The following is a 24,712-nucleotide window of genomic DNA, read 5'->3' on the forward strand; positions in this document are numbered from 1 at the left end:
AGCGTTCGCCGAGATCGGCACAGCGCACGGTGAGGTCGCCTTCGGCCAGCCGTTCCAGTGATGCCCCGATGGTAGAGACCACATGGGCCTGCTGGCGCGCCTCTTCCGCCGTCAGTTCGGCATTGCGCTGGCGTTCGCCGTCCAGCGCCTGCTGCTGGTGCTTTTGGCTCGCTTCCAGAGCATGGCGCTCGCGCACCTTTTCCCTCAGGATCTGCGTGGCCTTGGCAATCAAACCGATTTCATTGCGTTTTTCGATGTGAGAAATGTCGATATCGGTACGGTCTTCAGCANGCGTTCGCCGTCCAGCGCCTGCTGCTGGTGCTTTTGGCTCGCTTCCAGAGCATGGCGCTCGCGCACCTTTTCCCTCAGGATCTGCGTGGCCTTGGCAATCAAACCGATTTCATTGCGTTTTTCGATGTGAGAAATGTCGATATCGGTACGGTCTTCAGCAATCTGTTCCAGATTATGTCGCACCTCGCGCAAGGAACTCGTCACGCCGCGAATGATATAGGCGGCAAAAGCGACCGCCGCCAGAAACACGACAAGAGCGGCAATGACAGCCCGGATCGTCGTCGAATAGACAAACTGGTCGAGGTCATCGAGATAGGCGCCCGTACCGACAATGATTCCCCAGGGCTCGAAAGCGAGCGCGTAGCCGACTTTCGGATAGGTCGTCTCCTGCGATTGATTGGGCTTTGGCCAATAATATTTCGTCCAGCCGCCCCCTTCACGTCCAACCCGAATAAGATCGGCGATCAGATGATTGCCAAATTTATCGGCAACACTGATGAAGTTTTTGCCAACACCCGCGTCATTCGGATAGGCAACACGATTACCCTGATAATCATAGGCAAAGAGATAACCATCCGGTTTGTAGCGCATTGCGCCTATGGCGTGCATGGCCAATAAAAATGCCTTGTCATGCGAAAGTTCGCCGCTTTTTTCCATCTGGTAATAATGGTTTACGATCGAAACCGCCGATTCCGTCTCGATTCTCTGCATATCATACCGTTGCTGGTAGATCGCATCATTCGCCCTGTACAATTCATAGGTAAAAACGCCCACAAAACCAACGACCAGACAGGCAATGACTAAAGTGAATTGCTGGGAAATGCGCAAATTTTTCATAACTTTCTCCACCTCTGCGCGTATAGGATAAGGAGATATGAATTGATGTTTGGTAAAGGGAGAATTATATTAGATTATTGTATGTTTTATATGTATTAAAATTCATTCTTTGAAACCTTTGCTATCTTTGCCTACAGAACTGAAACGCCCGGATGACCGCAAAGGCATGCCGGGCGCAAAAAAAAGCAACGAGGATCAGCATCCCGGACGGTTCTCAGGGATAAATGACACCCTTTCGCAGGATGATATTGGCATAAAGCCGTGGCTCGCTGGTCTGTACCACCGTGTGCGCCGCCTTGACGCGCGGATAGAAATCAGGCCCCAACAGCGGAATGACCGGCTGTTTCGGTTCATGGGCAGCACAGCAGGCAATCATTTCCTCATGGACGGGGGCAAGCGTGTCACGATCGGGGCCAAGCGTGGAGCGGAAAATCGCTTCCGGCACGAAATCGTCGATCGGCAGTACCGAAAGAATGGCGTCGAGAACCGGAATGAGCGGCACGCCATCCAGTCGCACCAGTCGGCGCGCATGTTCCAGTCCGGGATAATTGCCATCGACGATGGCAATCTCATCGCCATGACCCATGGCTCTGAGCGTCGCCAGAAGATCGGGATTGAGGATTGGATTGAGACCCTTCAACATTTACTGCAGCTCCTTGAACAACACGTTCTGATCGAGAAGATAACGGGAAAACAACGGCAGGCTTGCACCGCCTATCGAGCGGGCCTGATGGCCAACAACGCCTTCGACGATGTCAGGCATCAGCACGCCTTGAAGATCGAGCGTGCGCACCGCCTCACGCGTGGCCTTGACCAGCCTTGCACGCACCCATTCGGGAAAACCGCCATCGATAACGGCGGCGGAAAAATCGATGATCGAGGCAGAGGCGACAATTGCCTGGGCAAGGGCAGCCGCACTGTTTTTGATCCACAACTCCAGCGGCGCGCCATAATCGATCCATTCGCTCGGTGAATACCACAGGCTGCGCGCATCCTGACCGTGATCCCGCAACAGGTTTTCCAGCACGAAGATCGATGCCACCTTGAGCAACTGCACCGTTCTGCCGTCCTGCCCCTGCACCGGCAGGGAGCCCAGAGCACCTGCCATGCCGGTACGGCCGGAGAACAATGAGGAATTGATGACGACACCGCCGCCGATAAACGACCCAATGAAAAAATAGACGAAATCGGGATAATTTGGCCCGTTGCCGAACACCAGCTCTGCCGCACAGGCGCTGGTGGCATCGTTTTCGAGAAACACCGGATAGGAAAGACGCGCCGCCATGTCGCCATGAAGATCGACCTTGCGCCAGATCGCCATGTCAAGCGCCGGCGCGCCGGTCTCGTCCGCCCAGCTCCAGAGCTCGAAGGGAGCTGCAACGCCAAGCCCGGCAATACGTTCGCGCTCGCCCGGCAGCAGCCGGCCCTCGATTTCGCCAATACCGTCGCTGACAAACTGCAGGATCGGTTCGGGCATGGGATAGGCATAGGTGCAGCGCACCTCATGACGGATCGTACCGACAAAATCCATGAGAATGAGACTGGCGCTGCGCCGGCCAATTTTCAACCCGAAGGAAAACACCGCATCGGGATTGAGCCGCATGGGTATCGAGGGCTGTCCGACGCGACCGCGCTGCGGCTCTCCACGCACCAGCAAGCCCTCATGTTCCAGCACCCGCATGATCACCGTGACCGTTTGCGCCGAAAGACCACTGCGACGGGCAATATCGGCCTTGGACAAGCCACCGTGACGACGCACCAGCGACATGACCAGCCGCTCGTTATAGGCACGTACACCGCCCTGATTGGCACCACCGCTCAAGTCGAGGACCGCGGGAGGCTCTTTCGGCCCCACTATCATCCTCCCCGCCATGCATTTCCTCCCTGTCCGCCTGAGCGGAAGACTGCATATGATACGATGCCTGACGAACCCTAGCCTTCCTCCACCATCAGACTTGTGGGATATAACATGACACAGAGAATTAATAATTCAACTCGATTTATTTATTGACACGGGTTCTATTTGATGAAATTTTACCCTCGGAAACATGGGGGCCTGCCACAGGAGAGGTGCAGGCCATGTTGCCGGGTCATGGCCGCTCAAGGCCGACCTCATCTTTGTCCTTTGGGAGGATTTAAATGAAGACCAATTTGATCAGCGCCACCCTTGGCGCTCTCGCCCTTGGCGTTGTCTTTTCCAGCGGCGCGCATGCTGCTGGCGTTTCGGCCTGCCTGATCACCAAGACCGACACCAATCCCTACTTCGTCAAGATGAAGGAAGGCGCGACCGCCGAGGCCAAGAAGCTTGGCGTCGATCTCAAGACCTATGCCGGCAAGGTTGATGGCGACAATGAAAGCCAGGTCAACGCCATCGAAACCTGCATCGCCGATGGCGCCAAGGGTATTCTGATTGCTGCCTCCGACACCAAGGCCATTGTTCCTTCGGTTGAAAAGGCACGAAAGGCCGGCCTTCTGGTCATTGCGCTGGACACCCCGCTCGATCCGATCAGCGCTGCCGATGCAACCTTTGCCACCGACAACTTCAAGGCTGGCGAACTGATCGGCGAATGGGCGAAGGCAACCATGGGCGACAAGGCCAAGGACGCCAAGATCGCCATGCTTGATCTGTCCGTTTCCCAGCCTTCTGTTGGCGTCAAGCGTGACCAGGGCTTCCTCAAGGGCTTCGGCATCGACCTCGGCGATCCGAATAAGTGGGGCGATGAAACCGATCCGCGCATCGTCGGCCACGAAGTGACCGCTGGCAACGAAGAAGGCGGCCGCAAGGCAATGGAAACCCTTCTCGCCAAGGATTCCGGTATTGATATGGTCTATACCATCAATGAACCGGCTGCCGCCGGCGCATATCAGGCGCTGAAGGCCGTCGGCATGGAAAAAGGTGTCAGCATTGTTTCCGTTGACGGCGGTTGCCCGGGCGTCAAGAACGTTCAGGCTGGCGTTATTGGCGCGACGTCGCAGCAATATCCGTTGAAAATGGCGTCACTTGGCATCGAAGCCATCGCTAAATTCGCCAAAGACGGAACCAAGCCGAAGCCGACGGAAGGCAAGAACTTCTTCGACACCGGCGTGCAGCTCGTGACCGACCATCCGGTCAAGGGCGTTCCGTCGATCGACACCAAGGAAGGCCTGAAGCTCTGCTGGGGTTGATATATTCAGGCGGGATGGCGTAACGCCGTCCCGCTTTCACTTACGGAAATGGCACACCGTTTTCGTCGTTATTTAACATCACAGATCATGCGTTGCGTTTGTCCGGAAAAAATCCGGCAAGAAAGAACGTCTGACGGGCCAACCCCGCAGCATGGCAACGGGAGGTTTCATGGCAACCGATACAAGGGGCCCTCAGGCCTTCGAATCAGAACTGAAAGCCGCCTCTGACAAGGTCGCGGAATTCGAGCCGCCCAAAACCGGCGTGCAACGCTTTCAGACGCTTTTGCATCAGACACCGTCCATCGTACCGCTGATTGTTCTGATCGCGGCGATCATTGCTTTCGGTCTGCTGCTTGGCCACCGTTTCTTTTCCGCCTATGCGTTGACACTGATCATCCAGCAGGTGGCGATCACAGGTATCGTTGCGGCCGCCCAGACGCTTGTGGTGCTGACTGCGGGCATCGACCTGTCTGTCGGCGCCATCATGGTACTGACCTCTGTCATTATGGGCCAGTTCACCTTCCGCTACGGTCTGCCCGTTGAAATCTCTATTGTCGCTGGCATTGTCGCTGGCGCGGCCATCGGCTTTCTCAACGGCTTCATGGTCGCCAAGATTAAACTGCCGCCCTTCATCGTCACGCTGGGCATGTGGCAGATCGTTCTGGCAACCAATTTCCTTTATTCGGCAAACCAGACCATCCGCGCCCAGGATATCGAAACCTCTGCTCCTCTCTTGCAGTTTTTCGGCAATACGGTGCGCATCGGTGGGGCCGTCTTCACCTATGGTTCGATCACCATGCTGCTGATCGTGGCATTTCTGGCCTATGTGCTGCGTCATACCGCCTGGGGTCGCCATGTCTATGCCGTGGGTGACGATCCGGCTGCCGCCGAACTGGCGGGGGTCAAGGTATCGCGCATCCTGATTTCGGTTTATGTGCTGGCTGGCATCATCTGCGCCATTGCAGGCTGGGCGTTGATTGGCCGTCTCGGTTCGGTTTCGCCGACATCGGGCCAGTTCGAGAACATTAATTCGATTACAGCTGTGGTGATCGGCGGGATTTCACTCTTTGGTGGCCGCGGCTCTATTCTCGGTACCATGTTCGGCGCGCTGATCGTTGGCGTCTTCACTCTTGGGCTCGGGATGTACGGTACGGACCCGCAATGGACCTATCTGTTGATCGGCGCCCTTATCATTGCGGCTGTTGCCGTGGACCAGTGGATCAGAAAGGCGGCTGCGTGATGGAAGCTCTTCTCAAAGCCCGAAATCTCGTCAAGCGTTACGGCAAGGTCACCGCACTCAATAATTGCGATTTCGACCTTTACCCCGGCGAAATCCTGGCCGTTATCGGTGATAACGGCGCGGGCAAATCTTCGCTGATCAAGGCGATTTCCGGCGCAATCACCCCGGATGAAGGCGAAATCTTTCTCGAAGGCAAGAAGATCCAGTTCTCCTCGCCGCTCGAAGCGCGCGCCGCCGGGATCGAAACCGTCTATCAGACCTTGGCCATGTCGCCAGCGCTGTCCATTGCCGACAACATGTTTATGGGCCGTGAACTGCGCAAGCCCGGCATCATGGGATCGGTATTCCGCATGCTGGATCGTCCGGCCATGGAGGAATTCGCCCGGAAGAAACTGTCGGAACTGGGCCTGATGACCATTCAGAACATCAACCAGGCGGTCGAAACCCTGTCCGGGGGCCAGAGACAGGGCGTTGCCGTAGCCCGTGCCGCAGCCTTCGGTTCCAAGGTCATTATTCTCGACGAACCAACGGCTGCACTTGGCGTCAAGGAAAGCCGCAAGGTTCTCGAACTCATCCTCGATGTGCGCTCGCGCGGTATTCCGATCATTCTGATCAGCCACAACATGCCCCATGTGTTCGAGGTGGCAAACCGTATCCACGTCCACCGGTTGGGCCGCCGCCTGTGCGTGATAAACCCGTCCGAATACACCATGTCGGATGCCGTTGCCTTCATGACCGGGGCAAAACAGCCACCGGAAGAGGCTATCGCCGCCTGAGCGGGCCAGGCCAATTCTGATCGAAAACAGTTATCGAGCCTGCCAGGTTGATAAAAAATCTGGCAGGCTTTCTTTTTGAGTCCCGGCATATTCATCGGTTTCCTATGCACTTTTCAGAAAATTCTAATTGATTTTTAAGGTTATAATGAACAAAATCTTAATGTATCAAAGCTCTCTCGAAAATATATAAACCATTGTTTTTGAAAAGGATAATCGACGCCCGTGCAATGACTCAAACTTCTCGCATCCAAAAACGGCCCGACGCTGGACACTTGCACCCTATCAGCTTGGGGGAAGTTGACACGATGGTAAAAGGATCGCTTGAAACCAGTGTACAAGGTGGATACAAGTTTCACGCAGTCATATGAACGGACGGCAGAGTGTGAGTCATCGGCAAGAGTGGTCCCTTGTCCGCAAAAGCGATTTCAACCCTGCACCGCAGGCCGCAATGAATTGCTTTTTTCGTGGATGGGAGATCCGCTTACCCGCGTATTCGTAGTCCGAAAAGGGGTGCGGAATGCGGTCACGAGGAGTTTTTGTGTGAACTATGGTCCGTTGAAAACCGGCGTCATCCTTATCATGACTGCAGGACTGACAGCATGCAATACTCTTCCGGCAGCAGGCCCCCTGTCATCCAGCATTGAAGCCGATGCTGGCAAATCCGCACAGCAGCTTGGCCGCAGCAACGCCGCGGTTTTCGATGTGGTCGATGTCGACCAGAAGACCGCGCAGATGATTTCCAACTATTCCGGCACGATCTTCAGCCGCCGTTTCGGCATGGGTGGGCGCCCCGGACCGGTGGTGATCGGTGTCGGCGACCAGCTCAAGGTCAGTATTTTCGAGGCCGGATCCGACGGATTGTTTTCAACCTCGCAGTCAAAACAGACCACCATCGATCTTGTGGTCCAGCCAGATGGCACCGGCACCATCCCCTATGTCGGTCAGATCAAGCTGGCTGGCCTCACCCAGGAAGCTGCGCGCAAAGCCATTCTTGCCCGGCTCACCAACAAGGCCATCGAGCCTGACGTTCTCGTCAATGCCTCCGGCACGGCATCGCGTGCCGTAACGGTTTCCGGCAGCGTTGGTCGTCCATCAAGTGTTCAGCTCAGCCTGGCTGGCGACAAGGTGACAGAAGCCATCGCCCAGGCCGGCGGCCCGACCGGACAGCCCTATGAAACCTATGTCACGCTGGTGCGTGGCCGCAAGACAGCAACTGTCCTGTTAAAAACGCTGATCGAAAAACCCAGCGAAAACATTTATGTCGAACCGCATGACCAGATTTATCTGACCCAGGATCCGCGCACCTTCACCACGCTTGGCATGTTTGGCAAGGATGGACGCATTCCATTTGGTGCAAATGATCTGAACCTGCTGGAAGCCATTGCGCTGGCCGGCGGGGGTTCGGACAATCAGGGGGACGCGGAAGGCTATTTCATTTTCCGCTACGAAGAGCCGGAGATCGTTCGCGCCCTGCTTGGCCCGCAGAAATTCAATGCCATGCTCGCCAAGGGCATGATGGCCAACAAGGACGGTCGCTATCCGATCGTCTACCGCTTCGATATGCGTTCGCCGGACAGCCTGATCGTCGGGCAGAATTTCCCGATCAACAATCGCGACGTGATTTACGCATCCCGCCACCCCTCGGTTGATTTCCTGAAATTCATGCAGCTTTTCACCACGCCAATCGGCACGGCCGTCAGCGTGCGTAGCGCCACCAATTGATAAAGTCCTGACCGACGGTCCTCAGCGCTGCGCTGCGGATCGTCAGGACGCTTGCACTCTTTTTTGCGCATTTGCTGACAGAAAACCGGTTCCCGCTTTGCGGTCGATGCTTTATCCACCTTTGCTGGAAAGGATCTACACCGCCATCCGTCTCAAAGTCTGCGCCGGCTGTGCATCAATCCGATGAAAAACACGCCACCGGCAAGACCGGTGATCACACCAAGTGGCATATCCTGCGGTGAAATGACCACCCGGGCGACCAGATCGGCAAGAACGAGAAAAATGGCGCCCACCACGGCCGAAAGGGGCAACACCCGGCGATAATCGCCGCCAACCCCATAGCGGACGATATGGGGCACCATCAGCCCGACAAAAGAGACAATGCCGGCAAAGGCAACAGCGGCTCCGGTGAGCAGTGCACAGATGACAAACACCACCATGCGAAACCGTCCTGCCGGAATTCCAAGCGTTGTCGCCGTCTCATCTCCCAGCGTCATGGCATTGAATTTACCGCCATTGCCGATCAGATAGACAGAGCAAAGCACAAAAACGGCCAGCGGATAGGGCAATTGCTGCCACTGGGCCAGCCCAAGCCCGCCGAGCATCCAGAAGACAACCGTTTGCGTCGCGCGCGGATCTCCGAGAAAAATCGCCAGACTGCCAAGGGAACTCAGAACGAAAGACACAGCAAGACCGGTCAACACCAGCCGACTCGCGTCGGTGGAGCGGGTAAATTGTGCCACGGCAACCACCAGAACCATGCTGATCAAAGCCCCGGCAAAGGCAAAAAGCGGCACCGTGATCAGGCCAAGAAACATGCCGGTGTGCAAGAGCGCCACAATGGCCCCGAGAGCCGCACCGGAGGAAATGCCCAACAGATGGGGATCGGCAAGCGTGTTGCGTGTGACGGACTGAAGTGCCGCACCGACCATGGCCAGAGACGCGCCGACCAGCGCACCCAGAAGCGCACGCGGTAAACGTACCTCCCATATGATGGTGTCACGGCCGACCGACCAGCTTTTTTCGATACCACCGATGCCGAGATGGCTGGCAATAATCCGCCAGACAAGATCGATGGGAATATGCACAGTGCCGACGCTGACGGCAACCAGAATGGTGACCGCCAGCATCACGACCAATCCGGCAATCAGCCACGGCAGCATGTGGATCAGCACATGCCGCGGTCCCTTGACGAAATCGCGATGGCTCATGGCCTGCCCATTTTGCCAAAGGCTGCTGCAAGCGTCCTGACCGCCTCGATATTGCGCGGCCCCGGCGTGGCTTCGACATAGGGCAGGACGACAAAACGATTGTTCTTGACCGCCGGAATATCCTTGAAGGCCGCATTGCTGCGCATGAAATCCTCTTTCTGCGCCGCCGTTACCTTGCCGTAATCGACAATGACGATCACATCCGGGTTTCGTGCAATCACCGGCTCCCAACCGATCGTCGTCCAGCTGGTGTCCACGTCGTCCATGATATTGGTTCCACCCGCCGCCTCGATCAGCGCCGTCGGCATGGCGTAGCGACCGGCGGTAAAGGGCTTGTCCATGCCGCTGTCATAGACGAAAACCTTGGGGCCTTTGCCATTGGCAGGGATCCCGGCGGTGATTGCGGCAAGCTCTTTGCGATAGCTGGCCACCAGAGCCTCAGCCTTCTCCTCAACGCCGAAAATGCGGCCAAGATTGAGAAGATCATTATACATATCCTCCATCGAAGCCTTGTTTTTCTTCATGATGTGGATGCAGCTTTCAGTCAGCTCATAGACCTTGATGCCGAAAGGTGCCAGCGTTTCCGGCGTCACTTCGCCGCCCACCTTCATGCCGTAATTCCAGCCGGCGAAGTAAAAATCCGCATCCGCCCCCAGCAGAACCTCCTTGGTCGGATATTTCGGCGACAGTTCCGGCAGGGCCTTTATCCCCGCTCTCAATTTTTCATCGAGCGTTTTCCAGCCCGAAACACCGGTATAGCCGACCATATGGTCTCTCAGCCCGAGTGCCAGCATCATTTCCGTCAGATTGACGTCGTTGGACACGGCCCGTTTCGGTGCAGCGTCAAATGTCACATGACGATTGCAGCTTTTGACCGTGACAGGGAAATCGGAGGCAAAGACCACAGACGCGGTCATGAGGAATGCAGGGAAAGTCGCAGCGAAGAGCATGGCGCAGCGCATGGAAAACTCCATCAAAAAGAGGCGTCAAGATGAAAGGAAAAGCGGGGCCGCCCGGTCATGGGGTGACTGTCTATGGTGGTCTCGACGGCAAAGGTTCTGCGAATGGCCTCCGGCGTCAGAACCTGAAGCGCCGGGCCATGACTGACCTGCCGGCCCTGCGACAAAACCAGCACATGATCGGCATGGGCGCAGGCCAGCGCCAGATCATGCAAGGTCACGATGACAGTGGCGGGCACATGACTTAAAAGTTCGAGCACCTCAAGCTGATGGCGAATATCGAGATGATTGGTCGGCTCATCGAGAATGAGCAGGTCCGGCTTCTGGGCCAAGGCACGGGCAATCATCACCCGCTGTTTTTCGCCGCCCGACAACAAGGCGAAATCGCGCGCCGCCAGATGCGCCAATCCCAGCAGGGACAGCGCATCTTCGACGCTTTGATAAAGCCCTGCCCGGTCCATCCTGCCCATGTGGGGGCTTGCCCCCAACTCAACGATCTCCGCGACAGAGAGACCGAAATCCGAGGCCTGCTCCTGAAGCACGCTTGCCACGCGCCGGGCAAAGGCCTGCGGCGGAATATGTCCGATTTCCGTACCATCGAGTTTGATGGTGCCGGAAGACGGCTTCAAAAATCGATAAAGGCAGCGCAACAGGCTGGATTTACCAGCGCCATTCGGCCCGGTAATAGCCAGCATCTCTCCCGGGCGAACGGAAAAGGAAATATCCTCAATGATCGTCTCGCCCTTATGCGGCCCCCAGTGAAGCGCCTCAACAGTAAAAGCCGCCGGTCTGGAGCCAGCAAGCGTGGGGGGCAGGTTCATTCGAGGCCTCCGGAACATACGGGAAGCTTCGGCAAGAACCGCTCAGGCAAATATCATCAATGCTAAAATCGCATGCCATCGTCGTTCTCCTTGGCACACCCCGGCCAGGTTTCTAGGGATCGTCGATGGCAGGTCTCCTGGCTCACGGGTCACAGCGCAACCGCACCTTCCCGGCCCCATCGCCAGTGGTATTTCCGGTTGAACTCTCCGTTGACAGTTGCGGGGGCAGCCACGGATTTGCGCCCTGATGGGTACGTCGCACCGTGTTCCCTTTTAATTCCCGCAGACAATTGGCCCAACGGGAAACCTTCAACATCGCGATGCGTAAGGCCGAAAGCACGGCAAGTCAATTCCACCCGGAAAAATTCCCTCCGTCCGATATTGGCCGTCAAGCGGACAGCATCGCGGACAGGATCACAGCCGCGCCCGGGTTGAGCGTGGCGTCGACAGAATAATATGGGTTTCGCTGTTGACGATGCCCGCAATGAGACGGATTCGATGCAGGATCGTATCGAAATCCGTCAGGCTGCGCGCACCCAGTTCGACAATAAGGTCAAACCGACCATTGGTGGTATGGATGGCAGAGATTTCGGCAATACCGCTCAAAGCCCGAATCACACGATCGGTCACATGACCTTCAATGGCAATCATCATCACCCCCCGCACAGCCAGATCCAACGTATCGGCGCGGAGAATAACCGTATAGCCGAGGATCGTCCCATCGCGCTCCAGCTTCTCCAGCCTCGCGCGCACCGTTGCCCGTGAGGCTCCTGTTTCAAGCGCCAGATCCGTCAGGCTGCGCCGCCCGTTATGGCGCAACAGGGTAATCAGCTTTTCATCCAGATCATCCATGGTCCTACCGTTTTGATTGGTTACTCTACCGAATTGATAAGCAAACTTGTAAAATTTGCCAATTCATTCCGTTCAAAATGCCAGCACTCCATGGTTCACTCTCTCCATAAACGGAGGTTGCGCATGGATGTCACTTTGATTGGAGTTCCCGTTCAGATCGGCGCAGGTCATCTGGGATGCGAGATGGGTCCACCTGCCTTGAAAATTGCCGGTCTCGGCCGCATGCTGGCAGAGCTTGGCCATCAGGTTGCCGATCTCGGCATTGTCAGTCCCGCACCGCTCAAGCCTCTCAACCACCCCAACCCGGCCATTCATCATCTGTCGGAAACCGTGGCCTGGATCGAGCGGCTGACGGAACTGGCCTATCTGGAAAGCGAAAGCGCCATGCCGATTTTCATCGGGGGCGACCATGCGCTTTCGGCCGGCACCGTTGCGGGACTTGCCCGACGCGCGGCAGAGCGCAACCGGCCGCTTTTCGTGCTCTGGCTCGATGCCCACACCGATTATCACACGCTGGAGACCACCGAGAGCGGCAATCTGCATGGCACGCCGGTGGCCTATTTCACCGGACGGGAAGGGTTTTCCGGCTATTTTCCAAGACTGGACCATGCCGTCAATCCCGCCAATGTCACGATGATCGGCATTCGCAGTGTCGATCCCGCCGAACGGGAGGCGCTCAGGCACCATCCCATCACCGTGCATGACATGCGCCAGATCGACGAACACGGCGTCGGTGTGCTGCTCAGAGCCTTTCTCGACAAGGTGAAGGCCGCAAACGGGATGCTGCATGTCAGTTTCGACGTGGATTTTCTCGATCCCTCGATTGCACCGGCCGTCGGGACCACCGTGCCGGGCGGCGCCACCTTCCGCGAGGCGCATCTGGTGATGGAAATGCTGCATGACAGCGGCCTTGTCACCAGTCTCGACCTTGTCGAACTCAATCCCTTTCTCGATGAGCGCGGCCGCACCGCTACCCTGATCGCCGACCTGACCGCAAGTCTGATGGGGCGCACGGTCATGGACCGCCCCACCCAGGGATGGACCACATAAACACGCCTGCCATCATCCAGCATAAAGCAAAAGGGGAAAGCCATGAACACGCAGCAGAAACTCAATATCGTTCCCTTTGTCAGCGTCGATCATATGATGTCGCTGGTTTTAGCGGTCGGCGTCGAAACCTTCCTGCGGGAACTGGCGCAGGTGATCGAGGAGGATTACCGCCGCTGGGAGCTGTTCGACAAGACGCCGCGCATCGGCAGCCATTCCCCGGACGGCGTCATCGAACTGATGCCGACCAGCGACGGCACGCTTTACGGCTTCAAATATGTCAACGGCCATCCGAAAAACACCCGCAGCGGTCGCCAGACCGTGACCGCCTTCGGTGCGCTGGCCGATGTCGGCAATGGCTATCCCATGCTGCTTAGCGAAATGACGCTGCTGACGGCACTGCGTACCGCCGCCACCTCGGCCCTGGCGGCAAGCCATCTGGGCCGCCCGGATGCACAGACCATGGCGATCATCGGCAATGGCGCGCAATCGGAATTTCAGGCGATTGCCTTCAAGGCGATTTGCGGCATCAAAGCCGTGCGGCTTTTCGACATCGACACTGCCGCCAGTGAAAAATGCGCGAGAAACCTCAGCGGCAGCGGGCTTGCGGTCACGATCCTTCCCTCGTCTGAAGCTGCCGTCGAGGGGGCAGACATCATCACCACCGTCACTGCCGACAAACAATATGCCACCATCCTGACCGACAACATGATCGGCCCCGGCGTGCATATCAATGCCGTCGGTGGTGATTGCCCCGGCAAGACGGAGTTGCATCGCGACATTCTGCTGCGCTCGGAGATTTTTGTCGAATACCCGCCACAGACCCGGATCGAAGGCGAAATCCAGCAATTGCCAGAGGATTACCCGGTCACGGAGCTTTGGCAGGTGATCACCGGCACGGCACAAGGCCGCAAACATCGCGACCAGATCACCCTGTTCGATTCCGTCGGCTTCGCCATCGAGGATTTTTCCGCTCTGCGCTATCTGCGCAGCAAGCTGATGGAGATCGGCCTCTATGACGAGCTTGACCTGCTGGCAGACCCGGACGACCCGCGCGATCTCTTCGGCATGGTCCTACGCCATAAAGCATTGAAAGGACTGTAGGGGTCTGCCGAACGCACGTCTGCCTCATCGCAGATTGAAACGCACCGGCGCGACGATCGTCCTGTTGACCCCTTCCGGCGGGACTGGCAAGGGGGAAGCCTTGCGGACCATATCGAGGACGGCGCTGTCCAGATCGGCAAAGCCCGAGGAGCGGGCAATGGCCACCGACTGCACCGTGCCGTTGTCATCCATGCTGAAGCGCACCAGCACAGTGCCCTCCTCCCGTCTGGCACGGGCGTCGGAAGGATAGCGCTTGTAACGCTCAAGCCGGCTCAAAAGGCGCGATTTCCAGCTGTCGATCCGGGCTGGCGAGACGGATGATGCGGCATTGCTAGATGATGCGGCATTCCTGTCTGCCTGACGCACCTCTGCTTTTGCCGCACGCGCAGCCTGACTGGCTTGCGGCTGCGGGGCGACATGTGGCTTGTGCCGTGGCTTTTCCTTTGGTTTTTCCGCCGTTTCCCTTGGCGGCGGCGGCCGCATGACCGGCAGCGGCACTTCAACATTCTCCAGTTCCGGGCTCATCACCGGCTGCGGCATTGGTTCAACAGGCGGCTGGACGACAGGCTGTGGCGCGGGCTGAACCGGTTCGGCAGGGGCAGGGTCGGGAGGCTTTGGAGTGGGATCGGGCGGCGTGGGCTCCACTTGCGGCGGTGCTGGCTCAGGTGGCGGGTCAACCGGCTTTGGCGGTGGCTCCGTCGCTTCCGACTTCACCTCCTCACTGTCCTTCTGATCCGGGCTGATCTCGTTATCGTCGACATGCACGGCCTCGGGTTCGGGCGCAAGCTCGATCATGATTGCCGCCGGCGGCGCAGAAGCCGCAGCCGCGTCGCTGGCGTTGTTCATCAGGAAAAACGCCGCAGCCCCATGAAGACCGGCAGCCACAACGGTCGCAACGGTCCACAGCATAACGCCGCGTCCGCCATCCTTGCGATTCAAACCCGCCATGTCGATCACCGTCATGGCGTCGCCTGTCCGCTCTCACTCTCGGCGCCCGGTTGGGTTTCCAGCCCGACCAGCGCAATCTTAACATAGCCGGCATCACGAAGGAGGTTCATCACGCTCATGAAATCGCCATAGCCGACCGCCTTGTCGGCCCTAAGGAAAATGCGTGCATCACGATTGCCTTGCGTGACGGCTTCAAGCGCGGTGGCAAGTCGGTCTCGGTCGATGGGATCATTGCCCAGAGACAGGCTGAGATCCCGGTTCAAGGTAAGATAGACGGGCTTGTCCGGTCGGGGCGCGGGCTTGGCCGTCGAGGCGGGCAGATCAACCTTGACATCGACGGTTGCCAGCGGTGCAGCCACCATGAAAATAATCAGCAGCACCAGCATGACGTCGATAAACGGCGTCACATTGATTTCATGGGTCTCGACCAGATCGTCGCCGCCATGATCGCGTATTCCGCCAGCCATGGCTTTACTCCGTCACCAGTTTCAACCGGGCGGCCTTGATATCGGCCGGTACATGGCGAAAATCGAGCTCACGACTGACCAGCCGCTCGATGGCCGCCGAAACATCGAGCAATTGCTGGCGATAGCCGGAGATAGAACGGGCAAAGATGTTATAGACGACGACGGCGGGAATGGCCGCGACCAGACCAATCGCCGTCGCCAGCAGCGCTTCGGCAATGCCCGGCGCAACAACAGCCAGATTGGTGGTATTGGCTTTTGAAATGCCGATAAAGGCGTTCATGATCCCCCAGACCGTGCCGAACAGCCCAACAAAGGGACCAATTGACCCAATGGTTGCCAAAATCCCGGTGCCTGCCGCCATGGAACGGGCCGCATGGGCCTCGATCCGGGCCAGAACCGATGACACGCGCTCCTTCACGCCCTGCGTTCCGCCATGATCGAAGGCGGCTTCCGACAGTTTCATCTCCTCTGCGGCGGCGTTCAGCATCCGTGTCAGCACGCCCCGGCCCGCACCCTGGTTCTCCAGCGCCTGCGGCAGGGAGCGCGCTGCCATCATCCGGGATAGAGCCCGGCGCAACCGCGCCTTGGCGCTGAACAGTTGCAGTGTCTTGCCGATCAGGATCGTCCATGTCGCCAGGGATGCAGCACCGAGAAGCAGCATGACCGCCTTGACCACGATATCGGCGGCCATGAACATACCGACCGGCGACAGATCATGGGGAATATCGGCGCGCACATCTTCGGCAGGAGCAGACTGAAGCGGCACAGCCTCGGCACTGGTTTGGCCAGCGACTGATGGTGCAACCGTCTGCGGCGATACGGTGGTCTGCGTCTCCTCAGCTGGTGCGGGTGCCTGCGCCAAAGCAGGAACGGCTGCAACCGGCCAGACAAAGCCAATCAGCAACAGAAAGAAAAGTGAACGGGAAAACGCCATGAGACCATCCTCTTCGTGAGGGCCGGTTGTCTTTAACGCTCTCACGCCCTTTATCCGCGACAGCGTTTGGTTTCTTCATTTTTCCTTAAACAGCCATCCGACCAAGGTAAAAATCATTCAGTCATTCAATCGTTTACAGCATGTCATGTGCGATTTTGCACCGGCTGACCTGACAGGCTGCCTGCCTTCGTCCTATTAAACATGAGAAAAAATTTCAAGTAAAAAATCTTGATAAAAAATATCCTGTTTAATTTACCGGCTTTTTTTGGGGGCTGGCATGGGCATGAAAACCGGCCTCCGGCGTGAGGCGGCAAGAGAAAACATTTTTCTACGTCCATCCCGGTAGCATCAAAGCTTCTGGAACAAAATCCTCCCGCTTGCCGTTGTCATGGCAAGTATAGGAAAGGAGAACAGCATGCTGCATTGGATATTGATTTTTCTCTTGATTGCCGCCGTTGCCAGTCTTCTGGGCTTTCGCGGTGTGGCAGGTGCATCTGCAGGTATTGCCAAAATCCTGATCTTCATTGTGCTGGTGGTTTTCATCATTGCACTGGTCAGTGGCATCGTGGTCGTTGCTTAAAGCATGTCGCGTTTTATTGTCCTCAATAAAACAGTAATGGACATGCGACAAAAAACTTAAAGCACGTTGAATAACAGCAACGTGCTTTAAAAATAAATGACCTTGCTGGGACAAACAATACGCAAGATACAATATGAAGCCTTCCTTGTGTGTCTTATCAAACGCGCAAGGAAGGCTGAATGTTGTATTACAAAGTTAATTGCGCACTTGTTGAGAAATCTTTTGTGAAGCAAGACATTATCAAAAACGTCACACCCGCATTGAAACAGGTTTCTGATATTTGCTTATCATACAGCAAAGGCGCGTTTGGTGACAGCCGCGCTGCTGGCGTCTGGGCCGAATTCCTCGTCACTCTCAAGGCCAAGCAGTTCCTGCAGCCTGTTTCTGGCGCGATTGATGCGGCTTTTGATTGTACCGACGGCACAGCCACAGATTTCGGCAGCCTCTTCATAGGCAAAACCCGACGCGCCGACGAGAATGATCGCTTCCCGCTGTTCGCTTGGCAGTTGATCAAGCGCCTTGCGAAAATCCTGAAGATCGAGCGAACCATATTGCTCTGGATGAACAGCCATCTGAGAGGTGAAAATGCCATCAGGATCAGATATTTCACGACCCTTCTTGCGCATCTGAGAATAAAATTCGTTGCGCAAAATGGTAAAGAGCCAAGCTTTCATATTGGTGCCGGGTTCGAAATGATCCTGCTTTGCCCAGGCCTTCATGATGGTGTCCTGCACCAGATCATCAGCAACATCGTGGCGACCCGCCAGCGAAATAGCAAAGGCGCGCAAATTCGGCAGCGTGCTCAACAATTCTCGCTTGAAGCTAAGGCTTTCGGTGGTACCGATCTCGCTCATGAAGCATGATCCTTGCCGCCAAGCCCCAAACCGGCATTTTTTTCGGCCTGTTCAAGACGCTCCAGAAGCTCGACAAACCGGTCAGGGATCTGCTCTTCCTGCACCGCATTGTAAAACTGGCGCAGCTTTGCGCTGATGTTGGTGAAAGCGCCCGACGCAGCCTTCACATCTTCAGCTGTATCAGCCTGATCCTGCCTGTTGCTATTTTCGACCATATCGCTTCTGCACTCTATTAAATCCCACGGGGTAAACGGAACCCGTCAAAAAAGGTTCCCCTGCCGTTCAAAAATATAATCACCGGCTGCCTTATGTAAATCAACGAAAAGTCCCTCAGCCCCACACCCCTCGAAACCGCCTTCAGCCGTGATCGAAGCTGCATCAGCGTACCTGCCATCATCAAACCAAGATTGATTTTTCAATTCCCGGAATCGATTCTGTTGTAAACACATCACTCCAGTGCCATCGCCCTGCCTGGAGACCTGTGCGACTGGTCCAGCTTCATTGGCCGAAAGGCCGCTATAGACTCTACGCTTTGTGGACCGAGACGCCCGGCAAGGAGTTTTGGCGATACGGGAACACAATCTCCATAAATCTCATCGGCGCTATAATTCTCATGGGACGTGCTGCGCCAATGAAACAGGACCGGCTTTGCAGCATTCTGGTAAAGCCTGAGCCTGTCCGGCAGCTCTGACCGGCACTGATGGATATCCGCATAGGTGACAACCGCGAGCGGCGTCTGTCCGCAGGCAGCCTGCTGACATGACAGAATGACCATCACTGCTGCGTAAATCATAGCCCGTTTTCCCTTGTGACCCAGGCTGATAACGGCGCAAAGGGCGAAAGGTTCCTCCACGTACAGCACTGCGTTCTTCGGCAAAGGGAGGGAGGATGCCATCAAAGCCCTCAGGCAGGCATCATGCCCGAGAGCTCATGTGGATAAGACCGTGGATGTAATCCAATTTCTCGATCACCGGCTGAGACAGCACAAAAGGATAAAAATCAGGCTGTCCCATACTGCGGTTGATGCTGTTGACGGCAACGGTGAGCGGTATCCAGGCATCGATCAACGGGGCGAGGGCCTCGGCGCGATAGGGATCGAAATTCTCATGCAGGGCGAGATCGGCCTTTCCCTTGCCCGGGTTCAGGCGCAGACCGAAGACGAAGGCCGTTTCCAGCGCATCGACGATATGGATGTAATGGGCAAAACATTCAGCGAAATCCTCCCAGGGGTGGCTGGAGGCATAGGCGCTGATAAACCGGCTTTCCCAATCCTGAGGCGGGCCCTGCTGATAATGGCGCTTGAGGGCGGCGGCATAATCTTCCCTTTCATCGCCAAAAATCGTGCGAAAGCCATCGAGACCATCGCGGATTCGCACCAGAACATCCCAGTAGTAATGCGCGATCTCATGGCGGAAATGACCGACCAGCGTACGAAAAGGCTCGCCCAGCGCCACCCGGCGTGCTTCGCGCTCATCATCTTCGGCCTCAACAATGTTCAAGGTGATGCAGCCTTTGTCATGGCCGGTCAAAACAGGTGCGCTGTTGTGAGGGGTATCATCATCAGCCAGAAACTGAAACCCAAGCCCCTCCCCTTCATCACCGCCCGCCTCAGTCTTTATGGCAAGCGGCAGAGCAAAGCGCAGCAACGAATAAAACAGCACACGCTTGGCATCTTCGATCCGGCGCCAGTTGTCCAGATGGCGGGGATTGGCAAGATCGGGTATCACCAGATTGTGGCGACAGGCCCGGCACAAACCACTGGCATCGCCGTCATCCACCACCCAGTTGCAGGCATCATGGACGGCATTGGCGCAAAATTGAACCTCACGCTCCTCCTGCGAACCAGCCTCTATGCCGATCATGTCCATACGCGAGGGACGAAATCCCAGCCGCGCCTGACAGGACAGGCATGTTCGATTGTCGAAATAGACCGTATTGCCGCAGAGGGAGCATGAAAAAAGCCGCATCGCCGTCACCTCCAGTGCTGATTGTTGTCTTCGGAAGGAAGGATTATTCGTGCAAATCAGCAGGAAAGAGCAGTTCGTAACACAACCGGCCCTCTTTCATCCGGTGCAGCACCTGGCCATTGACCGCCGCCGGGACGACTTTCTCAAGCACGGTACTGCCAAAGCGGCCAAAATCCCGTTCAACGCTGCTGTCCTCAAGACGCCCCAGCGGCTCCAGCCACCGAACCCGGATGAAAGCACCCTGCCCATCCTCGGCGATAAGGCGGTCACAGGAAATCTGGATCTGCTCCCGCCGCTTCAGGAAATCGCCATGGCTGACGGCATTGACAATCAGCTCATGCAGGGCAAGCCCGATATGCAGCGATGCATTGGGATTGAGCATGATGTTTTCGCCGCTGATGACAACGAGTGCGGCAAGCTCCGGCACGTATTTTTCCAGCTGCTGCTCGACCAGATCGTTGAAATAGGCCCCACGCCAGCTCGAATCCGTGATCAGGTCCTGCGATGTCGAAAGCGCATGCAGACGGCCACGGAATTTGCCGAGAAACTGATCGAGCGTGCCGGAATAGCGCGCCGTCTGCGAGGCGATGCTCTGAATGATCGCCAGCAGGTTTTTCGAGCGGTGACTGACCTCCCGCAGCAGGGTTCTCAGCAACCTTTCGCGCCGCCTTTCCTCGGTGCGGTCCATCACCACCGTCATGAAACAGACGCCGATCGAGCCGACCTCGATGAGCCGGCAGCGAAATTCGAAAATCGTGTCGTCACCTGGCTCGATCTGCAAGCTGATGATGTCACCGACAACCGACAGGCGCGCCTTTGCAGCTTTCAGACTGGCGGCGATGGTTTCGCCGAAGATGGATTCGTCGCTGGGCTCCTGGCCTATGGCCAATGGCCAGCGGGATGGCAAAGACGTAATGCAGATATAATTGCCGTTTCTGTCCTGCAGGCTGAGGCTCGCCCCCATGTCCTGCAAGCCGGTAATGAAGAAATCGCGCAAAACATCAACGTCATATTGCTGTTTGAACCATGTCAGTCTTTGAACCAACGACGTCACTCCAATGGCAATCCGTGCCGCAGACCTGTCATATCTTTCACGAAGAGTGCCATGTTTACAGTCATATCCTTAACGCTTGCCGTTCCTGACAAAAAACTGCCCGATCCTGCATCCCGGCATTGATTTGTCGTGCAAACGGTGATCGGGCCTTCCAGGATGGCGCCGGCAGCGAAGCCGTCTTCCTCTTTCGGCTCCCTGCCTGGGATAATCCGTGGCGGTCATTTCGGTTCCACTGCCTCCGGCGTTTTGCAAAGCGCAAAAAGACGCCGAAGATTTCGGAAGAAAAGACCGGAAAGGCTCCCGCTCAGGCGTCGACGACAGCCTGTTCATTGAAGAACAGCGCCTGGCTGATCAGTGCTTTGACCATGTCGGGATTGAACGGCTTGGTCACGAGAAAGGCCGGCTCCGGCCGTTCACCCGTCAGAAGCCGCTCGGGAAAGGCGGTGATAAAGATCACCGGCACGCTATCGATTTTCAAAATATCATTGATCGCGTCGATGCCGGAACTGCCATCTGCCAGCTGGATATCAGCCAGAATCATTTTCGGGTTGCTTTTTTCGTAAAGCGTTACGGCTTCCGTGCGGGTTCTTGCGATGCCGGTGACCCGGTGGCCCAAATCCTCGACCATCTGCTCGATATCGAGCGCAATCAGCGGTTCATCCTCGATGATCATGATATCGGTCGCAACCTGACGGGAAATTTCCCGTGTGGCGCGGGCAAACAGGTCACGGAAGCTCTCGTGGCTGACATCGAGCACCTCTGCGGACTCTTCGGCGGTGAAGCCCTCGACGCTGGTGAGCAGAAAGGCATGACGCTCAAGCGTGGGAACCCGCGACAGATTTGCCGTGGCGCGCTTTTCCCAGGCGTAGGGCGTCTCCATCGGACGGATATCGACATGAGTGGAGGAAAAGATCTGCACGAAGAGCTTGTAGATCGCGACCCTGTCATTGCTGGCGGCGGGAAAGATCGACAGATCGGCAATCAGCGCCTCAAGAACAGCCGCCACATAGGCATCGCCGGAGGTCTGCGAACCGGAAACGGCGCGGGCATATCGCCTCAGATAGGGAAGATGTGCGGCGACACGGGAGGTAAGGGACATGCGATTTCTCCGGTTTTGACGTAACCTTGCATAAATATAGTCTTTAATGCAGATCGGCGTAAAAGGTTCCGCCGCACACTCATTTTTTCTTTTTTTCCGTTTCGCGTCTTGGCCTGATTCGCGCCTTTGCCTGACGCTCCTATGCTTTTGCTGCTGCGGCTTCACCTGTCATGACGCAGATATTTGTAAAGCTGGACATGGAACTTCCTCCTGCCTCCCATGTTTTGCCCGGGGTAGCGATGAACGGCAAGCCAAATCGGCACGCGGCTATTCACGACAGCGGCAGAGAAGCGGCTTTGCCTTGTGTCGGTCCGGATGCCGTCGGTCGGTCTCCAGATGTGATGGAACCCAATTGACGCGCTCAGGTCTTTGGTTTGACGCATGTCTTCCTCCCGCAACCGCAGCCCCTTTCGGGAGGCCGCGCCTGAAAAGCGCTGCAAAAACAAAAATGTGCACAAAATGGAATGGGAGGTCCGCATGACGGATGACGACACCATACGCTATGACGGCCCGGCTGGCGGCTGGGGATCGCTCAAGGGCATTGCCAGAATTTTCGGCAAGGAATGGGACAGCCCGGCGGTGACCGAAACCCTGATGCGGCAGAACAAGCCCGGCGGTTTCATGTGCGTCTCCTGCGCCTGGACCAAGCCTGCCGATTATCACAGTTTTGAATTTTGCGAAAACGGCGCCAAGGCCACCTTGTGGGAGCTGACGACGCGGCGCTGCACACCGGATTTTTTCACCCGATACAGTGTGAGCGAGTTGCGCAGCTGGAAGGATCACGATCTCGAACAGGCAGGGCGGCTGACCCATCCCATGCGCTATGACAGGGCGAGCGATCATTACGTTCCCTGCTCCTGGCAGGAGGCTTTTGCCGCCATTGGCGAGGCTTTGCGCGCCATGGCGCCCGAGGAGGCGGTGTTTTACACCTCCGGCAGGGCAAGCCTTGAAACCGCCTATTGCTATGCGCTCTTTGCCCGCCTCTATGGCTCCAACAATCTTCCCGACAGTTCCAACATGTGCCATGAGACCACCTCGGTCGGTCTGAAAAAGGTCATCGGCTCCTCGGTCGGTACCTGCGTCTATCAGGATTTTTCCAGTTGCGATGCGATTTTCTTCTTCGGGCAGAATACCGGCTCCAACAGTCCGCGCTTTCTGCATCCGCTTCAGGCGGCAGCAAAACGCGGCTGCCGCATCGTGACCTTCAACCCTGTGCGGGAAAAGGGGCTGGAGCGCTTCGTCAATCCGCAAAACCCGGTGGAGATGCTGACGGGCAAGGATACGCAGATTTCCTGCCAGTATCTTCAGGTCAAGGCGGGCGGTGACATCGCGGCGCTGATGGGGCTGTGCAAACATGTTCTGGCGAAGGAAGACGAAGCCGCACAGCAGGGCCGAAGCGTGCTCGACCACGATTTCATCGCCCGCCATACCCATGGTTTCGAGGCTTTCGCGCAGAGGGTCAAAGAGACGGACTGGGCCGATATCGAGCGGGAATCCGGCCTTGCGCGCGCCGATCTCGAAGCGGCGGGCCAGGTCTATGTCGAAGCGGAACGGGTCATCGGCATTTACGGCATGGGCCTGACCCAACAGGTCCATGGCTTTGAAAATATTGCCATGCTGGTCAATCTCCTGCTGCTCAAGGGCAATATCGGCCGCGACGGCGCCGGGATTTCTCCCGTGCGCGGCCATTCCAACGTGCAAGGCCAGCGCACGGTCGGCATTTCCGAAAAACCGGAGCTTGTGCCCCTCGACACGCTGGCCGCGCTTTACGATTTCGAGCCGCCCCGGCAGAAGGGTCTCAATACGGTGGAGGCCTGCGAGGCCATTTTATCCGGCAAGGTCAAGGCCTTTGTCGGGCTGGGCGGCAATTTCGTCCGCGCCATTCCCGAGCGTGAGGCCATGGAAGAGGCCTGGCGTCGCCTCAAGCTCACCGTACAGATTGCCACCAAGCTCAATCGCAGCCATCTGATCAACGGCGAAACCGCCTATCTTCTGCCCTGTCTCGGCCGCAGCGAGGAAGACCGGCAGGAAGGCGGGCCGCAGACGGTGACGATGGAAGACAGTCTGAGCTGCATCCATGGCTCGATCGGCAAACGTCCTCCCGCAAGCGACCATCTTTTATCGGAGCTGGCGATTGTCGCGGGCATCGCCAAGGCAACCCTGCCGCCGAACCCCAAGGTGAACTGGGACAGATGGGTGGGCGATTACGGCGTCGTGCGCGACCTGATCGAAAAAACCTATCCGGAGATGTTTCACGATTTCAACAAACGCATGTTCACCCCCGGCGGTTTCTATCGCGGCAACAGTGCGCGCGAGCGCATCTGGAAAACCCCGAGCGAACGGGCGGAATTTACCACGCCGGACATGCTGTCGGCCACGGGTTTTGCCGACAGAAAAGGCCGCTACCGGCTGATCACGATGCGCAGCAACGATCAGTTCAACACCACCATCTATGGCTATGACGACCGGCTGCGCGGTGTGACCGGCACGCGTGATGTGCTGTTGATCCATCCGAACGAGATGCAGGCGCTCAATCTTCAGCGAGGCCAGATCGTCGCCTTGGTCAGCGATGCCGAAGACGGCATCGAACGACGGGTGGACGGACTGACCGTCCTGCCCTTCGATCTGCCGATCGGCTGTGTCGGCGGTTATTATCCGGAGCTCAACGCCCTCATCCCGCTTTCCCATCATGACCGGCAATCGAAGACACCCGCTTCCAAGGCCGTTCCCGTACGCATCATTGCGTAAGGCCAGACCGGTCGGTTGACGATCACATTTATGTTC

The 24,712-nt window shown here is 57.0% G+C and carries 25 protein-coding genes, 1 pseudogene and 1 riboswitch; of the genes and pseudogenes, 8 read left to right on the plus strand and 18 right to left on the minus strand.

Going from position 1 to position 24,712, the window contains the following annotated elements:
• From NAC44_RS19810 to NAC44_RS19825, 4 genes and pseudogenes are all read right to left on the minus strand, one after another.
• Positions 1 to 232 (minus strand): annotated as a pseudogene (locus NAC44_RS19810) (methyl-accepting chemotaxis protein); the annotation flags it as partial.
• Positions 229 to 1,128, minus strand: a complete 900-nt coding sequence (locus NAC44_RS19815) for a cache domain-containing protein (RefSeq protein ID WP_250943300.1) — start codon at positions 1,126 to 1,128, stop codon at positions 229 to 231. The pseudogene NAC44_RS19810 and the gene NAC44_RS19815, both read right to left, overlap by 4 nt.
• Positions 1,129 to 1,342: 214 nt before the next feature.
• Positions 1,343 to 1,771, minus strand: coding sequence for an RbsD/FucU family protein (locus tag NAC44_RS19820; protein WP_250943301.1), 429 nt, complete (start codon positions 1,769 to 1,771; stop codon positions 1,343 to 1,345).
• The gene (locus NAC44_RS19825) at positions 1,772 to 3,001 is read right to left on the minus strand and encodes an ROK family transcriptional regulator (RefSeq protein WP_250943302.1); all 1,230 of its coding nucleotides are present in this window, start codon (positions 2,999 to 3,001) and stop codon (positions 1,772 to 1,774) included.
• 266 nt (positions 3,002 to 3,267) lie between these two features.
• Here NAC44_RS19825 and NAC44_RS19830 point away from each other — a divergent pair, with 266 nt between their 5' ends.
• The 4 genes from NAC44_RS19830 (at position 3,268) to NAC44_RS19845 (ending at position 8,031) form a co-directional block, all read left to right on the plus strand.
• Positions 3,268 to 4,293, plus strand: a complete 1,026-nt coding sequence (locus NAC44_RS19830) for a sugar ABC transporter substrate-binding protein (protein WP_250943303.1) — start codon at positions 3,268 to 3,270, stop codon at positions 4,291 to 4,293.
• Between the two features lie 169 nt (positions 4,294 to 4,462).
• Positions 4,463 to 5,533: an ABC transporter permease gene (locus NAC44_RS19835; protein ID WP_250943304.1), complete on the plus strand. Its 1,071-nt coding sequence runs from the start codon at positions 4,463 to 4,465 to the stop codon at positions 5,531 to 5,533.
• The gene (locus NAC44_RS19840) at positions 5,533 to 6,309 is read left to right on the plus strand and encodes an ATP-binding cassette domain-containing protein (protein WP_250943305.1); all 777 of its coding nucleotides are present in this window, start codon (positions 5,533 to 5,535) and stop codon (positions 6,307 to 6,309) included. The genes NAC44_RS19835 and NAC44_RS19840 overlap by 1 nt, the downstream gene beginning before the upstream one ends.
• A 555-nt stretch (positions 6,310 to 6,864) precedes the next feature.
• Entirely contained in the window at positions 6,865 to 8,031 is a 1,167-nt protein-coding gene (locus NAC44_RS19845) for a polysaccharide biosynthesis/export family protein (RefSeq protein WP_420839998.1), read from the plus strand.
• A gap of 152 nt (positions 8,032 to 8,183) precedes the next feature.
• Here NAC44_RS19845 and NAC44_RS19850 read toward each other — a convergent pair whose 3' ends face one another.
• The 4 genes from NAC44_RS19850 to NAC44_RS19865 all read right to left on the minus strand — a co-directional run bounded on the left by NAC44_RS19850 (position 8,184) and on the right by NAC44_RS19865 (position 11,874).
• Complete coding sequence (locus NAC44_RS19850; protein WP_250943307.1) at positions 8,184 to 9,242, minus strand: FecCD family ABC transporter permease; 1,059 nt, start codon at positions 9,240 to 9,242, stop codon at positions 8,184 to 8,186.
• Positions 9,239 to 10,159: an ABC transporter substrate-binding protein gene (locus NAC44_RS19855; protein ID WP_250943308.1), complete on the minus strand. Its 921-nt coding sequence runs from the start codon at positions 10,157 to 10,159 to the stop codon at positions 9,239 to 9,241. The genes NAC44_RS19850 and NAC44_RS19855 overlap by 4 nt, the downstream gene beginning before the upstream one ends.
• Positions 10,160 to 10,215: 56 nt before the next feature.
• Complete coding sequence (locus tag NAC44_RS19860) at positions 10,216 to 11,022, minus strand: ABC transporter ATP-binding protein (protein WP_250943309.1); 807 nt, start codon at positions 11,020 to 11,022, stop codon at positions 10,216 to 10,218.
• A 110-nt stretch (positions 11,023 to 11,132) separates the two neighbouring features.
• Positions 11,133 to 11,348, minus strand: a riboswitch (cobalamin riboswitch).
• 88 nt (positions 11,349 to 11,436) lie between these two features.
• On the minus strand, positions 11,437 to 11,874 hold the full coding sequence (locus NAC44_RS19865) for an Lrp/AsnC family transcriptional regulator (RefSeq protein ID WP_250943310.1): 438 nt from the start codon (positions 11,872 to 11,874) through the stop codon (positions 11,437 to 11,439).
• Positions 11,875 to 11,997: 123 nt separating this feature from the next.
• Here NAC44_RS19865 and rocF point away from each other — a divergent pair, with 123 nt between their 5' ends.
• A complete protein-coding gene (rocF, locus tag NAC44_RS19870) occupies positions 11,998 to 12,924 on the plus strand; it encodes an arginase (RefSeq protein ID WP_250943311.1) in 927 nt (308 codons plus the stop codon).
• 42 nt (positions 12,925 to 12,966) lie between these two features.
• On the plus strand, positions 12,967 to 14,025 hold the full coding sequence (locus tag NAC44_RS19875; RefSeq protein WP_250943312.1) for an ornithine cyclodeaminase: 1,059 nt from the start codon (positions 12,967 to 12,969) through the stop codon (positions 14,023 to 14,025).
• Positions 14,026 to 14,049: 24 nt separating this feature from the next.
• On the opposite strand, the gene NAC44_RS19880 is transcribed toward NAC44_RS19875, so the two are convergent.
• Genes NAC44_RS19880 through exbB form a run of 3 tightly spaced genes read right to left on the minus strand, consistent with a single transcriptional unit; the run spans position 14,050 to position 16,374 of the window.
• The gene (locus tag NAC44_RS19880; RefSeq protein ID WP_250943313.1) at positions 14,050 to 14,988 is read right to left on the minus strand and encodes an energy transducer TonB; all 939 of its coding nucleotides are present in this window, start codon (positions 14,986 to 14,988) and stop codon (positions 14,050 to 14,052) included.
• Positions 14,985 to 15,440, minus strand: coding sequence for a TonB system transport protein ExbD (gene exbD, locus NAC44_RS19885; RefSeq protein WP_250943314.1), 456 nt, complete (start codon positions 15,438 to 15,440; stop codon positions 14,985 to 14,987). The genes NAC44_RS19880 and exbD overlap by 4 nt, the downstream gene beginning before the upstream one ends.
• Before the next feature lie 4 nt (positions 15,441 to 15,444).
• Positions 15,445 to 16,374 (minus strand): tonB-system energizer ExbB, encoded by a 930-nt coding sequence (exbB, locus tag NAC44_RS19890; RefSeq protein WP_250943315.1) that lies wholly within the window; start codon positions 16,372 to 16,374, stop codon positions 15,445 to 15,447.
• 415 nt (positions 16,375 to 16,789) lie between these two features.
• On the opposite strand from exbB, the gene NAC44_RS19895 reads away from it, so the two are divergent.
• Positions 16,790 to 16,954, plus strand: a complete 165-nt coding sequence (locus NAC44_RS19895) for a DUF1328 domain-containing protein (protein WP_250943316.1) — start codon at positions 16,790 to 16,792, stop codon at positions 16,952 to 16,954.
• 287 nt (positions 16,955 to 17,241) lie between these two features.
• On the opposite strand, the gene NAC44_RS19900 is transcribed toward NAC44_RS19895, so the two are convergent.
• The 7 genes from NAC44_RS19900 to NAC44_RS19930 all read right to left on the minus strand — a co-directional run bounded on the left by NAC44_RS19900 (position 17,242) and on the right by NAC44_RS19930 (position 22,311).
• The gene (locus NAC44_RS19900) at positions 17,242 to 17,808 is read right to left on the minus strand and encodes an RNA polymerase sigma factor (protein WP_250943317.1); all 567 of its coding nucleotides are present in this window, start codon (positions 17,806 to 17,808) and stop codon (positions 17,242 to 17,244) included.
• Positions 17,805 to 18,023, minus strand: coding sequence for a NepR family anti-sigma factor (locus NAC44_RS19905; protein WP_250943318.1), 219 nt, complete (start codon positions 18,021 to 18,023; stop codon positions 17,805 to 17,807). The genes NAC44_RS19900 and NAC44_RS19905 overlap by 4 nt, the downstream gene beginning before the upstream one ends.
• A gap of 233 nt (positions 18,024 to 18,256) precedes the next feature.
• Complete coding sequence (locus NAC44_RS19910; protein ID WP_250943319.1) at positions 18,257 to 18,601, minus strand: hypothetical protein; 345 nt, start codon at positions 18,599 to 18,601, stop codon at positions 18,257 to 18,259.
• A 121-nt stretch (positions 18,602 to 18,722) separates the two neighbouring features.
• Positions 18,723 to 19,775, minus strand: coding sequence for a zinc-binding metallopeptidase family protein (locus NAC44_RS19915; RefSeq protein WP_250943320.1), 1,053 nt, complete (start codon positions 19,773 to 19,775; stop codon positions 18,723 to 18,725).
• A gap of 43 nt (positions 19,776 to 19,818) precedes the next feature.
• Complete coding sequence (locus NAC44_RS19920; protein ID WP_250943321.1) at positions 19,819 to 20,829, minus strand: HWE histidine kinase domain-containing protein; 1,011 nt, start codon at positions 20,827 to 20,829, stop codon at positions 19,819 to 19,821.
• Positions 20,830 to 21,133: 304 nt separating this feature from the next.
• On the minus strand, positions 21,134 to 21,928 hold the full coding sequence (locus tag NAC44_RS19925) for a response regulator (protein WP_250943322.1): 795 nt from the start codon (positions 21,926 to 21,928) through the stop codon (positions 21,134 to 21,136).
• Positions 21,929 to 22,089: 161 nt separating this feature from the next.
• Entirely contained in the window at positions 22,090 to 22,311 is a 222-nt protein-coding gene (locus NAC44_RS19930; protein WP_250943323.1) for a hypothetical protein, read from the minus strand.
• A 94-nt stretch (positions 22,312 to 22,405) separates the two neighbouring features.
• On the opposite strand from NAC44_RS19930, the gene NAC44_RS19935 reads away from it, so the two are divergent.
• A complete protein-coding gene (locus tag NAC44_RS19935) occupies positions 22,406 to 24,676 on the plus strand; it encodes an FdhF/YdeP family oxidoreductase (RefSeq protein ID WP_338022110.1) in 2,271 nt (756 codons plus the stop codon).
• The last annotated feature ends 36 nt before the right edge of the window (positions 24,677 to 24,712 follow it).

This window comes from Allorhizobium sonneratiae (assembly GCF_023700755.1).
GTDB lineage: Bacteria > Pseudomonadota > Alphaproteobacteria > Rhizobiales > Rhizobiaceae > Allorhizobium > Allorhizobium sonneratiae.